Below are 14,278 nucleotides of genomic sequence, written 5' to 3' on the forward strand. Positions count from 1 at the left end.
TGCGAAAGGTAAAGGTAGGACTTAGGTATGATTCAAATCGTTATTGATGGGAAATATCGAATCGTCGAGCAAGGGCAAACCGTTCTTGAAGCGGCAAAAACATGTGGTTTGGAGATCCCATCTTTATGTGGTTTGAACAAAACAGCGGATAAAGTGCCGTGTGATTTGTGTGTCGTTGAAGTTGATGGCGTTGGTGTCACTCGCTCTTGTGAGCTTGAAGTGTCTAATGGGCTGAATATTACCACTCAGTCAAAACAGTTAACGAACCATCGACAAGAAGCATTGAATCGCATTATGACCGATCACTACGCTGACTGTGAGGCGCCATGCCAAACAGCCTGTCCTGCTGGGGTCGATATCCAATCTTACCTGCACCATATTGCTCAAAATGATCACATCAAAGCGATTGAAGTGATCAAAAAGACACTGCCAATGCCACTTTCAATTGGTCGTGTGTGTCCTGCTTTCTGTGAAACCGAATGTCGTCGTAACTTGGTCGATGAATCCATCGCGATTCGCCAACTCAAACGACACGCTGCCGATGCGGATCTAGCGGCTCAAGAGAGCTACATGCCAGAGAAAAAACCAAATAAAGGCAAGAGCATTGCAATTGTCGGTAGTGGCCCCGGTGGCCTAACGGCGGGTTATTATCTATCTAACGAAGGCTATGAAGTCAGTGTCTATGAGTCGATGCCCCAAGCGGGTGGTTGGTTGCGTTACGGTATCCCTGAATATCGCTTGCCTAAGTCGATTCTAGATAAAGAAATCGAGTTGATGTGTCGCAACGGAATGGTGGTTGAGTGCGGTAAAAAACTCGGTGTTGATTTTACACTGTCTGATTTAAGTAACGATTTTGATGCGGTTTGTTTAGCGGTTGGCGCATCGCAAGCGGTCGAGATGAATTACCCGGGTAGTGAACTCGGCGGTTGTTATTTGGGTGTCGATTATCTGAAAGATTACGTGACCGATCAGCAGTATGTCACTGGTAAAAAGGTCGCCGTGATCGGTGGCGGTAATACCGCGATTGACTGCGCGCGAACAGCGGTGCGTGATGGCGCGGATACAACGCTGATTTATCGTCGTACTCGAGATGAGATGCCGGCAGAAGATTACGAAATCGAAGAAGCTGAACATGAGGGTGTGAAGTTCCACTTCTTAACTAACCCTGCAGAAAACATAGCCGATGATAATGGCCATGTATCAGAAATACGATTAGAACGAATGGCTTTGGGTCCGGCTGATGCTTCAGGTCGTCGCAGCCCTAAACCAACGGGCGAGTTCTTTGTTGAAGCGTTTGATACGGTTATTGCCGCCGTGTCGCAAAAGCCTGACCTGAGCTTTATGGACAATGAAGCGATTGATATTCCTCTTACTCGTTGGAATACCGCAGATGCTGATCCACAAACTATGCATACCGGAACCGGAAATATTTTCAGTATTGGTGATTTCCGACGCGGCCCTGCAACTGCAGTCGAAGCGGTGGGGGATGGGCGTATTGCTGCACAAGCGATCGATCGCTTCTTCCACGGTGATATGGAAAATATTCCGGCCAAACCGTTTAACTCAAGAAAGCACAAACAGCTCAAAGCGGTGGATCCTGAGCAATACCAGTCGATACAACGCATGGCTCGTAAGATCATGCCTGAACTAACGCCCGAGCAGCGTGAACAAAGCTTCGATGAAGTAGAAACAGGATTTGATAATGCTGATGCAATAGCGGAAGCAGCAAGATGTCTAGAGTGTGGCTGCCAAGCTAATACCGATTGCGACCTACGAGACTACTCGACCGAATACAAAGCAACGCAAACCCATCCAGAGTACAAAATCGATGTGGCTTCGAATGAGAGTTGGCAGGCGATTCGTGCTGAAGAAGCGAAGGTCGGGTTAACAAGACAAAAATTTTCGGTCGATGACAGTTCTGAGTTCATTATCTTTGACGCCAACCGCTGTATCAGTTGTGGCCAGTGTATCCAAGCGTGTCGCGAACAGAATGTTCATGGTGTTCTAAGCTTCATGAATCAATCGGATGGCAAGCCTGCATCAAGACCTGAATGTCGTCCTAACTTTGGGGCAGATAAGACCTTAATGGGCGACTCAAACTGCGTTCAATGTGGATCGTGTATTCAGGCGTGTCCTACCGGTGCAATGGTCGATGCTCGCGACAGAAAGCAGGGAGATACAGATGTACTCAAGAAAGTCGATACCATCTGCACTTATTGCGGTGTCGGCTGTAAGCTAACCATGCATATCGATGAGCAGAAAAACAAAATCCGCTATATCGAAGGCGGTGACTCTCCGGTTAATGAAGGCATGTTGTGTGTTAAGGGGCGGTTCGGCTTCGATTTTGTGGGCAGCGATGCGCGTTTAACCACACCATTAATTCGTAAAGATGGCTGGTTGCAACCTGCTAGCTGGGATGAAGCCGTTAAGCTCATTGCCGAGAAGTTTACTGCGATTAAGCAAGGCTTTGGCAGTAACGCTTTAGCGGGTTTCTCGTCGGCGAAAACCACCAATGAAGATAACTATGCGTTCCAAAAATTCATACGTCGTGAACTAGGTACCAATAACGTCGATCACTGTGCGCGCCTTTGTCACGCATCGACAGTTACTGGTTTAGAAGCTTCGCTGGGCAGCGGGGCAATGACCAATGATATTCCAAGCATCAAGCATTCAGATGTGATCTTTATTATCGGTTCAGACACGACTTCAGCACACCCCATTATTGGCTCGCATATCAAGCAAGCTGTGAGACATGGTGGAGCGAGATTGATCGTTGCCGATCCAAAACGAATTGATATTGCTGACCATGCTGAGCTTTACTTAGCGCACCGACCTGGTACCGATGTAATGCTGATCAATGGTGTGATGCAGCAGATCATCAAACACGGTTGGTACGACCAAGAGTATATCGAAGATCGTGTGGATGGCTTTGATACCTTGCTCCAAGAGGTGATGTCACCAAGCTATTCGCTAGACAAAGTGGAGCTGGTAACTGGCGTTAAAGCGGAAGACATCTTCGCAATGGCACGATTGATTGGTACTGCAGAGCGCACAGCGGTGTACTACTCGATGGGCATTACGCAACATACCACTGGTCACGATAATGTTCGCTCTATCGCTAACCTGCAGCTCTTGTGTGGCAATATCGGAATTGAAGGCGGCGGTATCAACCCATTACGTGGTCAATCCAATGTTCAGGGTGCATGCGACATGGGTGCATTGCCAAACAACCTTCCGGGTTATCAGAAAGTGTATAACCCAATGGTTCGTCAAAAATTTGCGATGGAGTGGGGCGTTTCTGACTTACCGGCTGAAACAGGCTTAACGCTGACCGAAATTATTGATGGAGCGTGTCATCGAGATGTTCGTGGCCTGTACGTAATGGGCGAGAACCCAGTGCTGAGTGACCCGAACCAAGCGCATGTGATCGATGGTCTTGAAGCGTTAGATTTCCTCGTGGTTCAAGATATTTTCTTAACCGAAACCGCTCAATATGCCGATGTGGTGCTGCCGTCTTGCTCGTTTGCTGAGAAGTCTGGTCATTTTACTAACACCGAGCGTCGTGTTCAGCGTATTAACCCGGCGGTATTGCCTCCAGGTGAAGCGAAAGAGGATTGGGTAATTATCCAAATGCTAGCCAACGCAATGGGCGGTAATTGGGAATATGATTCGGTTGCTGATATCACCAATGAGATAGCACGTGTCACGCCACAGTATGGTGGTTTACGTTGGGAAAACATTACGGTGAACGGCGTGCAATGGCCAAGTAATAAGAACAACCCTGATGGCACACGTATCATGCACCAGACCCAATTTACGCGTGGGCGTGGTCAAATGGAGGCGATTCCGTTTAGATACGCTGCTGAACTACCGGATGCGGAATACCCGTTAGTATTAACGACAGGCCGTATTCTAGAACAGTTCCACACCGGAACCATGACACGTAAAACAAAAGGGTTGGATAACTTGGCAGGGCCGCGTGCCATGGTGAGTGTTCATGATGCTGAAACGCTAGGTATCTCGAATGGTCAGATGCTCAAGGTCTCAACGCGTCGTGGTGAAATCGAAATCGCGGCCTTTGTGACTAAACGAATGCAAAAGGGGGTGGTATTTATTCCATTCCATTTTGTTGAATCGCCGGTTAACCGCTTGACTACCACAGCGACCGATCCACACGCGAAGATCCCTGAATTTAAGGTGGCGGCTGTGCGTATTGATCCTATTCGTGAGCCTGAGAGTGAAGTAACAGAGGCTTAATCATATTAGCTAGGTAAAAGACGGCAGACATTAAAAAGCCGCGTAACTCTCAGAGTTATGCGGCTTTTTTATCGAGCTAGATTCAGTATGAATTACTTACTGAGTCGTTTCGCTTTTAATATAGATGAGCTTAGTTTGGAACAATTTCGCTACCGTGAACACCAAATTGCTTAGCAGCGTAGGCAACGCGCTCGGCTGGTTTTGGGTATTCAGCGGGTGTGCCCAGGTTTTCAATATGATGCAAGCGAGGTAATAAACCCGCGCCGTTTGCAATCTGTATTGCTAATCCAGGACGAGCGTTTAGCTCCAGTACCATCGGGCCTTCTTCTTGGTCTAAAACCATGTCCGTACCCATGTAACCAAGGCCTGTCATTTCCCAAGCACTTGATGCAAGTGTCAGCAATTTTTCCCAATGTGGCACTTGTAACAGCGCCAACTCTTTACCCGTATCTGGGTGGTGAGTCACTGGGTGGTCAAACTGAACCGCACGAACGGCTTTACCCGTAGCGATACAAATACCTACACCCACAGCACCTTGGTGCAAGTTAGCTTTACCATCAGAAGCTGAAGTCGATAGACGCATCATCGCCATTACAGGGTAGCCCTTGAATACAATGATTCGTACATCTGGCACACCCTCGTAACTGAAGCCGTCAAAACACTCGTCAAACTTGATGAGGTTTTCAACTACAGCTACATCGTTCTTACCACCGAGAGAGAAAAGACCCGCGAGCGCGTTACTGATGTGACGCTCAACGTCTTCTTCATTGATAGTTGAACCCGATGGCTTGGTGTAAACGCCGTCCTTGTGAGAAGTCACAACAAGGATACCTTTACCACCACTGCCTTGAGCTGGCTTGATTACGAAACCCGGCCACTCTTTTACCATCTTGTGGATTGTTTTTACTTCAGCTTGATGACCAATCACGCCAATCAGTTTTGGTACAGTAGCACCAGCCTGTTCAGCAATGATTTTCGTCTTAAGCTTGTCATCAACGAGTGGATACTTGGAACGATCATTGTAGCGACCAATATAACTATGGTTACGCTTGTTCATTCCCATTATGCCTTTGTCTTTCAACCTAAACGGTGAAGTAAACTGATCAAACATAACTTAGTCCTCCGCTAGCGGTTTAAAGCGACGAAGCTCGGTTAGACGGTATCCTGTGTAGTTACCTAGTAGCAAGATGGTCGCTAGAATAACAAGTTGTAAACCAATAAAGTTAAACGTTAAGTGCTGAATGAACGGGTTAGTCATGCCTAAGTAAACAAGAACTGCAGTGAATAGAGAGCCACCACCTTGCAGCATTACTTCTTTCGCGCCTTCTTCTTCCCATAGGATAGACATACGTTCGATAGTCCAAGATAGGATAATCATTGGGAAGAACGTAATAGATAGACCTTCAGTCAGACCCACTTTAAACGCGACCACAGTAAACACAGAGATAATCATGATTACCGTGATGATTACGGCGGATATCCTGGCTACCAAGAGCAAGTTGAGTTTGGACAAGTAACTTCGAATAATCAGACCTGTACCTACGATAAGTAGGAAGCCAACAATACCCGTTACCAGCTGTGTTTGTACAAAGGCTACCGCAATCAGTACTGGCATGAACGTACCAGACGTTTTCAGACCGATGATGACACGTAGGAACACAACAATCAGAGCACCAATAGGAATCAGCATGATGGTTTTAAACATCGCTTGCTCTTCTAACGGTAGGCTGTGAATTGAAAGGTTTAATAGTTGATCAGCAGAGACTTTACTATTGGTTGCTTCCGTTGGTGAAACCTCTTGAGCAATCATAGAGAAGTGAACTTTACTGTTCTGACCGCCAACAACATCCAGTAGAGAAACGTTTGATTCGTCCCAGATGAGCAGGTTTGGTTGAACTTGTTGTTCGCTTGATTCAGGAGAGAATAGAACCCACTCGTCGTTATCCCAGATCTGAATCATGTTTTGAATCGACTGACGACGACGACCATCTTCTAGCTCGATAACACCAACCACTTTGTTGTGTATTTTCGCCGCTGAAAGTAGCTTGTGTGTCGCTTCCACTTTGGTCATGTTGTTCAGAATCAGCGCTGAGTTTTGGCTGTCTGGATCATTAAGTGTTTTGATGAGCTCACGGGTAAAAGTGATATTGTCTGCAGAACGTTTTGTCGCTCTATCAATCAATGCAAGAGAAGCCGCTTCTTCAGGGCCGTCGAAGCTTGGTTGCGAGACTTCACCTTCTGGTGCGATAGCATCAACTTTTGCTTGGTTGTCGACTAGGAATTGTGTTTTGTAGTAGATGGTTTGAGGGCCATCTGCGTATCGAATAGACCACTCTGCGCGGCGACCTGATTCGGTATTCAAGTAAGAGATACCGTAACCTGGCGATGAAGCCGATTCGCCGATAAGTGTGTAGTTAGACTGAGTATGAGGAGCTGCTAAGGAAACTTTTGCTTCTTTGCCTACTGCGTTGAACTCGATGCGAGCTTCAACGTCCCAAACTTGTCTGGTTTCCCCTGGAGTCCAAGGTACACCGTAGGTCGTATGTCTGAACATACTCAGTGCTATACCTGCCACGATAAGCAGGAATATAGAGATATAAAATGGAATTCTTGACGTCATAGCTTACCCTACTATTGTTATTTAACTTCCGTTTGTACGTACTTTTTACTTACATCTACTAGCGCTATGTCTTTGATAAATTCGCGCCCTAGTAATACAGGGTGACTCATTTGAGAGCGATCCGCCAATGTAAACTGCGCTTTTTCATGGATTTTTCCAACTTTCACCCATAATTCGATCACAGCTCGACGTTCTGCTTGATCATTGGTTGATTGACGGATTTTTACATAACGTACAACAGGCGCTTCAATCCATTTCTGGTCTTCTTCAGCTTGGGCTTTGTCGTCTAGGTGAAATTTAACCCAGTTCTTGCCGTTACGTTCGAATTCTTTGATATCGACAGCGTTTAAAGAAGAGGTGGTTGCGCCAGTATCTACACGTGCATCAAAGCTTTGCTTGATAGAGTCGATAGACACTTTTTCGATGCCGCCAAGGATAGTCGGTTGTGATATAGGAGCGATAGGAGCAACGGCAACAGCGACCGGTTCTTCTTCCTCTAGCTCTTCGATAACCTTGTGTTCCATGCTCGTTAGATGGGTATCTAATTGATTAGAAAGGGTAGTGATTTCGTCTTCTAAGCTTTCAATATAGTCACTTTGATTGCTTAGTTGCAGTTCAAGATTTTGAACCTTATTTGCGATGTTTGTCTCTGAGCGGGAAATAGCGTCGAGAGTTTCTTGGTGGTAGGTAGCACCGTTCGTGAGGGTACAACCAGAGAGCAAACCAACCGCCACAATAGGCGATAATCGCTTAAACATAAAAAAAACCTTTGAGAATTAGAGAATAGTTCAGACTATTTAGAAGTTTAGCCCACAAAAAAGGATGCGTGAAGCATCCTATTGTAAGAGTCTGGTCATATTGAATCGCAATGTGAGCGCTACGCCAATTATTGCTATTTGAAATAGCTCACTTATTAAACATAAGTCAATTTTTGTTCAATTCGTGAGCTCAGGAAGCAAAGTTCACCGCGAAATTAACGGTGGCTTTTTGACCATGCAAGCAATTGTTGTGCTGCCTTAATAGGCTTGTGCTTTATTTACTCAATATGCCACTGCTTTGTGGGCAGTAAATCTATGGTTTTGTTGCTACCAGAATCGCACGTCTCGGTGCAGGGTGACCTTCAACCGTTTTACTTGGATCGTTCGGATCGAGGTAATCTGGAAGAGAGTTGTGTGTCATCCATTCTGTGGTGCGTTGTTCACCAATTGTCGTGACATTTTCGTCAACGATTCGTACGTCTTCAAAACCAACTTGTTCTAGCCAGCGTTTCAGTGCGCGAGCTGAAGGGAAGAAGTAGACGTTTCTCATTTGCGCGTAACGGTCAACAGGAACCAGTACCGCATTTTCGTCGCCTTCGATAACCAAGGTTTCAAGAACCAGTTCACCGCCAGACAGCAATTGGTCTTTTAGTTGAATCAAGTGGTCCAGTGGTGAACGACGATGGTAAAGTACGCCCATGCTGAATACCGTGTCGTAGGCTTCTAGCTTTGGCAGCTGCTCGATACCTAGAGGTAAAAGGTGAGCTCGTTGGTCATCACCCATCAACTTACGAATCGCTTCAAACTGAACCAAGAATAGGTGAGAAGGATCGATACCAACCGTTAAGCGAGCACCTTCACCCAGCATGCGCCACATGTGGTAACCATTGCCACAACCTACATCGAGAACCGAACGGTTTTTTAATGGAGAGATATGTGGAAGCACACGATCCCATTTCCAGTCACTGCGCCATTCAGTATCGATATGAATATCGTGAACCGTGTAAGGGCCCTTTCTCCATGGGTGGAACGTCTTTAATAGGCTTTCTAACTTTTTAAGCTCGCCAGTGTGAAACGGTGTTGAGCTACCAATCGTTACTGAGTTTTTCAGGTCAACTTGGTCTGGCACACCTTGTGGAATCTTGTTTAGTGCACGTAGCCAGCGGTCAAAGTCACCGTGCTCTGCATTTTGCCAATCGGTCAGTTGCTGTGGCAGGACATTTAGCCACGGCTGAAGGCGAGTATCTTGGGCAATAAGTTGATAAAAATTGGCAAAATTAAACATAGGTTTTCACTGAGTTGGTGGTGTAGAAATTAAATTTGTCACTCCATTAAGAGTATGGACAAACATGCTAGGGAATCTCGTTTATCGTGTTTGATAAGAGATCCCCCATCTCGCTCGTTCCTCGCTCTTGAGGATGACATTTTAGTACGTGCTAACGGTGTCGCGACGGTTACGTAATTGCAAATGTTTACTTTATCGCGAACATTGAACCAAAGTTGAAACATTGGAACCAGACTTCGCTGCTTGAGAAGCCAATCTTATCAAATCGCTCTCTGTGAACAGGGATCGAATCTGGGCGCATCACGTTTTCAATTGCGCTGCGTTTCTGACTTACTTCTAGCTCGCTGTAGCCGTTAGCACGTTTGAAATCATGGTGCAGGTCGATAAGCAGTTCATTTGAGCTTTCATCTTCGAATACGTATTTTTCTGACAGGATTAAGATCCCGCCTGGGCGCAAACCAGCATGAATTTTCTCAAGCAGAGCGTAACGGTCGTCCGGAGAAAGAAATTGCAGCGTAAAGTTAAGCACCACAACAGAAGCGTCTTTGATTTCCACTTCACGGATGTCTGCTTCAATCACTTCTACCGGAGTGTCACTGCGGTAAGCATTAACGTGCAACTTGCAGCGCTCAACCATGGCTTCTGAATTATCGATCGCGAAAATCGTGCAGCCTTCTTGCTGAATGTGACGACGCATAGAAAGTGTCGCAGCACCAAGCGAGCAGCCAAGGTCGTAAATATTTGAATGTGGCTTTACAAAGCGCTCAGCCAGCATGCCGATTGCAGAGATGATATTGCTATAGCCAGGCACCGAACGTTGAATCATATCCGGAAATACTTCAGCAACCCTTGCATCAAAGGTGAAGTCTCCAATTTTATCAATAGGAGCGGAAAAGATATTGTCTGTGTTGCTCATAGCATTTTCTCTCGACAGTCAGCGTAATTGGCACAAAATTCGTACCAAATAAAAGGGGACGTATTTTACGTAAAAAAAGCGCCACTGTCACGAAAACTGAGATTTAGCTCAAGGTTCGAAGTTACTTATAGGTGATGGGTTAAAACATCGAGATTTGATGGTTGCCTTTTTGAGCCGGAAACTGAGCCAGATCGGGCAGTAATAATGATGTATTTTCAGAGACTTGCTTTTGTAGTCGTTTATAGATAGCAATCGCAAGTTCAGGTGCGTGGTTATTGTCTGGGGTGTGGATCATTAAATAGGGCTGCTTGCCTTCATTAAGCCAGTTTGGGATTTTGGCAAACCAAGGCTTAAAAAACTCAATATTAGGTTCTTGGTCTGGGTGACCAATAAATCGAATCATTGGGTTATTGGCGGTCGCAATTGCATGAACAGGAACACGCGGTTTTTTCTGATGCGCATCGATCACCGCTTCTGTGGTGGGTGGCGCAGAGAAAACGGGGCGGCTGTCCATAATGATGCGATTGATGCCTTCCTCAACCAGCCATTGGTTGAAGCGTTTTTCCGCATCGCCCTTGTCAAAGAAACCCAAGTGTCGAACTTCGACGCCGAGCTGCATATCTTTTGGGAATAAGGTGCAAAACTTTTGTAGGGCAGGCAGCATGCTGGGCTCAAAACTGTGCGGCAGCTGAATCGTCCATTGACCAATGCGATCGTGCAGTGGCGACATGGTCATCAAGAACTCTTTGAGCTCTGCTTGGCAGTGCCTGAGTTGCTGCTGGTGGGTGATGAACTTGGGCAATTTGAAGGTGAACTTGAAGTCATCGTGACTGGCGGCTTTCCAATTATGAACGGTAGACATACTCGGCGTCGCGTAAAAGGTGGTGTTGCCCTCAACGGTATGGAAAACTTGGGTGTATTTTTCCAAGCGTTCGGCAGGCTTGGTGCCTTTACCGTAGAACTGACTTTGCCACTCAGAGTGAGACCACATGGTTAATCCAAGTCTTAGAGGTAAAGTTTCTGTTGTTATTACACGATTATCCATCTATTACACCGTTATCCATCACGCCATCAGTCATTACAAAAAGTTTTTGGGTTGAAATGAAAATCTACTTTACGAGAGTTTTGCTGATTAAGGTACTTTCGAGATATAATTATCGCAATTTTTTCGGTTTTGATGAATCTTTGCGCACTTGATGGGCTAAAAAGCAGCAAAGCCAGATAAAACACAATAAATTCGAATGTGGAAGGTCGATTTTAAGCGAGTTTCCGCGTATAAATGTTCCTTTGCTCTGTTGTGTGGAATGACCACTGACAGCTTGGAAATTAGTAAATAATTAAGAGATTGGGAAATTCATTATGCGTACCCATTACTGTGGTAACCTGAACAAGTCCCTGGCGGGACAAACTGTAGAATTGTGCGGCTGGGTAAACCGTCGCCGTGATTTAGGCGGTCTTATCTTTATTGATATGCGTGATCGTGAAGGCATCGTTCAGGTTGTTGTCGATCCAGATATGAAAGATATCTTCCCGATCGCTAACCAACTGCGTAATGAATTCTGTATCAAGTTTACTGGTGAAGTACGTGTTCGTCCGGACAGCCAAGTAAATAAAGACATGGCTACTGGTGAAGTAGAACTTTACGCGACTGGTCTAGAGATCATCAACCGTTCAGAAGCGCTTCCACTAGACTTCAACCAAACGAACTCTGAAGAGCAGCGTCTTAAGTACCGTTACATCGATCTTCGTCGTCCAGAAATGAGCGACCGTATCAAGCTTCGTGCACGTGCTTCTAGCTTCGTTCGTCGTTTCCTAGATGAGAACCTATTCCTAGACATCGAAACGCCAGTACTAACAAAAGCGACACCAGAAGGTGCTCGTGACTACCTAGTACCAAGCCGTGTTCACAAAGGTAGCTTCTACGCACTTCCTCAATCTCCTCAGCTGTTCAAGCAACTGCTGATGATGTCTGGTTTTGACCGTTACTACCAAATCGTTAAATGTTTCCGTGATGAAGATTTACGTGCTGACCGTCAGCCTGAATTTACTCAAATCGATATCGAAACATCTTTCATGACTTCTCAAGAAGTACGTAACGTGACTGAGAAGCTTGTTCACGATATGTGGAAAGAACTTCTAGATGTTGAACTGGGTCAATTCCCAGTAATGCCTTTTTCTGAAGCGATTCGTCGTTTCGGTTCTGATAAGCCAGATCTACGTAACCCACTAGAGCTAGTTGACGTTGCTGACTTGGTTAAAGACGTTGAATTCAAGGTATTCTCTGGCCCAGCTAACGACGAAAAAGGTCGCGTAGCAGTTATCCGTGTTCCAGGTGGTGCTAAGCTAACTCGTAAGCAAATCGACGGTTACGCTGAACACGTAAACATCTACGGCGCGAAAGGCCTAGCTTGGATGAAGGTTAACGACCGTGCTGCAGGCATGGAAGGTATTCAATCTCCAGTTGCTAAATTCCTAAGCGAGGACGTAATCAACGGTATTCTAGATCGCACTCAAGCTGAATCTGGCGATATCATTCTGTTCGGCGCAGACAAAGCGGGCATCGTTGCTGAAGCAATGGGCGCACTTCGTCTTAAACTAGGTACTGATCTAGAGCTAACAGACACATCTGCATGGGCTCCACTGTGGGTTGTTGACTTCCCAATGTTCGAAGAAGACGGTGAAGGTAACCTACACGCAATGCACCACCCATTCACATCACCACTAGGTGTGAACGCGGAAGAGCTTAAAGCGAACCCAGCAGCAGCCAATTCTGATGCATACGACATGGTAATCAACGGCTACGAAGTAGGCGGCGGTTCTGTACGTATTCACAACGCAGAAATGCAAACAGCGGTATTCGGTATCCTAGGTATCGAAGCACAAGAGCAGCAAGAGAAGTTCGGCTTCCTACTTGAAGCGCTTAAGTACGGTACGCCACCACACGCTGGTCTAGCATTCGGTCTTGACCGTCTAGCAATGCTGCTTTGTGGTACAGAGAACATCCGTGACGTTATCGCATTCCCGAAAACAACAGCTGCAGCATGTCTACTAACAGACGCGCCAAGCCTAGCGAACCCAGCATCACTGGAAGAGCTAGCAATCGCAGTTAAATTGGCAGAGAAAAAAGAGCAAGCGTAAGCCTGTTATCTTTTCTTGTTGATGAAGAGCTCCTACTTGATAGAGAGCTCTTAATTAATTAGCCAAGACTTGCCAGTAAATTAGAAAATGCCCGTTAATTTGACGGGCATTTTTTTTTGCGTTCGATATACTAAGCTCATAAAGCATGTATAAATAATCAGTATTGAAGTTATGTCTATTATCTTAGGGATTGACCCTGGCTCGCGTATTACCGGCTATGGCGTGATTCGTCAAAATGGTCGCCATCTATATTACTTAGGTAGCGGTTGTATTCGCACCTCTGAAAAAGAACTGCCGGGCCGACTCAAACAAATCTACGCCGGTGTGAGCGAGATCATCACTCAGTTTCAGCCGGATGTGTTTGCGATAGAGCAGGTCTTCATGGCGAAGAATGCGGATTCTGCACTTAAGCTGGGACAAGCGCGTGGCAGCGCGATAGTGGCAGCGGTAAATGCGGATCTCCCCGTTCATGAATATGCGGCTCGTTTAATCAAACAAGCGGTGACAGGCAATGGTGGTGCTGACAAGTCGATGGTGCAGAATATGGTGATGAGCATGCTTAAGTTGCCTGCCAAACCACAGGCCGACGCTGCCGATGCTCTAGGCGTAGCGATCACTCACGCCAACACCAATAAAACCTTGGTTGCACTGGCAGGTAAAGCGACAGGCGCGAGAAAAGGGCGCTACCGTTAATCCCATCTCTGTGCTTTCTATAAGCTTGCATTACATGAGCCTGACGCCTCGTTTGGCTCATATCAAAACAATACGCCCCTAAATCCTTGATGAAATGAGATCTTTCGAACAGAACCCAGATAATAACATTGTGTATTATTTAACATGTTATTAACATTGGTCGGAGGTCTTACAAGTTAATCAAGGATGATCACTGATGAACCCAATCAAGTTGTGGCGCGCGCTGTTTCTACCCAAAAGTAATGGATGGAATAGCAACGAAGTCAGACAAGCCGATATCTTATTACTCTTCACTTTTATCGCATTCTTCGTGGGTGTCTACAGCCTCATCAAGTGGACCAAGCATGAAGAGCAACTGCTGATTGCCACTTCCATATTTCTTATCGCCTTTGAATTAGTCTCTGCGCTTTTATTACGCATTACCCGCAAGCCTAGTTTGGCATTGAACTTTGGCTTTGTCGGCATGGCGGTGCACGCCCTGAATATCATCTATCAAAGCGGTGGTGTGGTTGAGTCTACTCAGGCTTATTGGGTGCCGTTGTTAGTGGTTGCTTTTTTCCTGTCAGGAACTCGAATTGTCGCCCTTGTATGGAGCGGGTTAGTGATTGGCG

Annotated in this window: 9 protein-coding genes and 1 pseudogene; 4 read left to right on the plus strand and 6 right to left on the minus strand. The window is 46.0% G+C overall.

What is annotated here, in order from left to right:
• The first annotated feature begins 27 nt into the window (after window positions 1-27).
• On the plus strand, window positions 28-4,257 hold the full coding sequence (gene fdhF / locus IQQ51_RS19770) for a formate dehydrogenase subunit alpha (protein WP_193841898.1): 4,230 nt from the start codon (window positions 28-30) through the stop codon (window positions 4,255-4,257).
• Between the two features lie 130 nt (window positions 4,258-4,387).
• On the opposite strand, the gene IQQ51_RS19775 is transcribed toward fdhF, so the two are convergent.
• The 6 genes from IQQ51_RS19775 to IQQ51_RS19800 form a co-directional block, all read right to left on the minus strand.
• Window positions 4,388-5,368, minus strand: coding sequence for an alpha-L-glutamate ligase-like protein (locus IQQ51_RS19775; protein WP_029235462.1), 981 nt, complete (start codon window positions 5,366-5,368; stop codon window positions 4,388-4,390).
• 3 nt (window positions 5,369-5,371) lie between these two features.
• Complete coding sequence (locus tag IQQ51_RS19780) at window positions 5,372-6,877, minus strand: inactive transglutaminase family protein (protein WP_193841899.1); 1,506 nt, start codon at window positions 6,875-6,877, stop codon at window positions 5,372-5,374.
• Between the two features lie 17 nt (window positions 6,878-6,894).
• Window positions 6,895-7,635, minus strand: coding sequence for an ATP-dependent zinc protease (locus IQQ51_RS19785; protein ID WP_048607309.1), 741 nt, complete (start codon window positions 7,633-7,635; stop codon window positions 6,895-6,897).
• Window positions 7,636-7,948: 313 nt separating this feature from the next.
• The gene (gene cmoB / locus IQQ51_RS19790) at window positions 7,949-8,920 is read right to left on the minus strand and encodes a tRNA 5-methoxyuridine(34)/uridine 5-oxyacetic acid(34) synthase CmoB (RefSeq protein ID WP_050621825.1); all 972 of its coding nucleotides are present in this window, start codon (window positions 8,918-8,920) and stop codon (window positions 7,949-7,951) included.
• Window positions 8,921-9,107: 187 nt separating this feature from the next.
• On the minus strand, window positions 9,108-9,836 hold the full coding sequence (gene cmoA, locus IQQ51_RS19795; RefSeq protein WP_017062083.1) for a carboxy-S-adenosyl-L-methionine synthase CmoA: 729 nt from the start codon (window positions 9,834-9,836) through the stop codon (window positions 9,108-9,110).
• A 139-nt stretch (window positions 9,837-9,975) separates the two neighbouring features.
• Window positions 9,976-10,881 (minus strand): DUF72 domain-containing protein, encoded by a 906-nt coding sequence (locus IQQ51_RS19800; protein WP_193841900.1) that lies wholly within the window; start codon window positions 10,879-10,881, stop codon window positions 9,976-9,978.
• Between the two features lie 314 nt (window positions 10,882-11,195).
• Here IQQ51_RS19800 and aspS point away from each other — a divergent pair, with 314 nt between their 5' ends.
• From aspS to IQQ51_RS27420, 3 genes and pseudogenes are all read left to right on the plus strand, one after another.
• Window positions 11,196-12,974 carry an aspartate--tRNA ligase gene (aspS, locus tag IQQ51_RS19805; protein ID WP_017062081.1) on the plus strand — a complete coding sequence of 593 codons (1,779 nt, stop codon included), beginning with the start codon at window positions 11,196-11,198 and terminating at the stop codon, window positions 12,972-12,974.
• A 171-nt stretch (window positions 12,975-13,145) separates the two neighbouring features.
• Entirely contained in the window at window positions 13,146-13,667 is a 522-nt protein-coding gene (ruvC, locus tag IQQ51_RS19810) for a crossover junction endodeoxyribonuclease RuvC (RefSeq protein WP_004736470.1), read from the plus strand.
• A 196-nt stretch (window positions 13,668-13,863) separates the two neighbouring features.
• Window positions 13,864-14,278, plus strand: a pseudogene (locus IQQ51_RS27420) (chemotaxis protein); the annotation flags it as partial.

This window comes from Vibrio sp. OPT18 (genome assembly GCF_015163615.1).
Taxonomy (GTDB): Bacteria; Pseudomonadota; Gammaproteobacteria; order Enterobacterales; family Vibrionaceae; genus Vibrio; species Vibrio coralliirubri.

Coding starts and splice junctions, on each gene's coding strand:
- aspS (WP_017062081.1), top strand. CDS start 11,196: ATGCGTACCCATTACTGTGGTAACCTGAACAAGTCCCTGGCGGGACAA.
- IQQ51_RS19800 (WP_193841900.1), bottom strand. CDS start 10,881: ATGGATAATCGTGTAATAACAACAGAAACTTTACCTCTAAGACTTGGA.
- ruvC (WP_004736470.1), top strand. CDS start 13,146: ATGTCTATTATCTTAGGGATTGACCCTGGCTCGCGTATTACCGGCTAT.
- fdhF (WP_193841898.1), top strand. CDS start 28: ATGATTCAAATCGTTATTGATGGGAAATATCGAATCGTCGAGCAAGGG.
- IQQ51_RS19785 (WP_048607309.1), bottom strand. CDS start 7,635: ATGTTTAAGCGATTATCGCCTATTGTGGCGGTTGGTTTGCTCTCTGGT.
- IQQ51_RS19780 (WP_193841899.1), bottom strand. CDS start 6,877: ATGACGTCAAGAATTCCATTTTATATCTCTATATTCCTGCTTATCGTG.
- IQQ51_RS19775 (WP_029235462.1), bottom strand. CDS start 5,368: ATGTTTGATCAGTTTACTTCACCGTTTAGGTTGAAAGACAAAGGCATA.
- cmoA (WP_017062083.1), bottom strand. CDS start 9,836: ATGAGCAACACAGACAATATCTTTTCCGCTCCTATTGATAAAATTGGA.
- cmoB (WP_050621825.1), bottom strand. CDS start 8,920: ATGTTTAATTTTGCCAATTTTTATCAACTTATTGCCCAAGATACTCGC.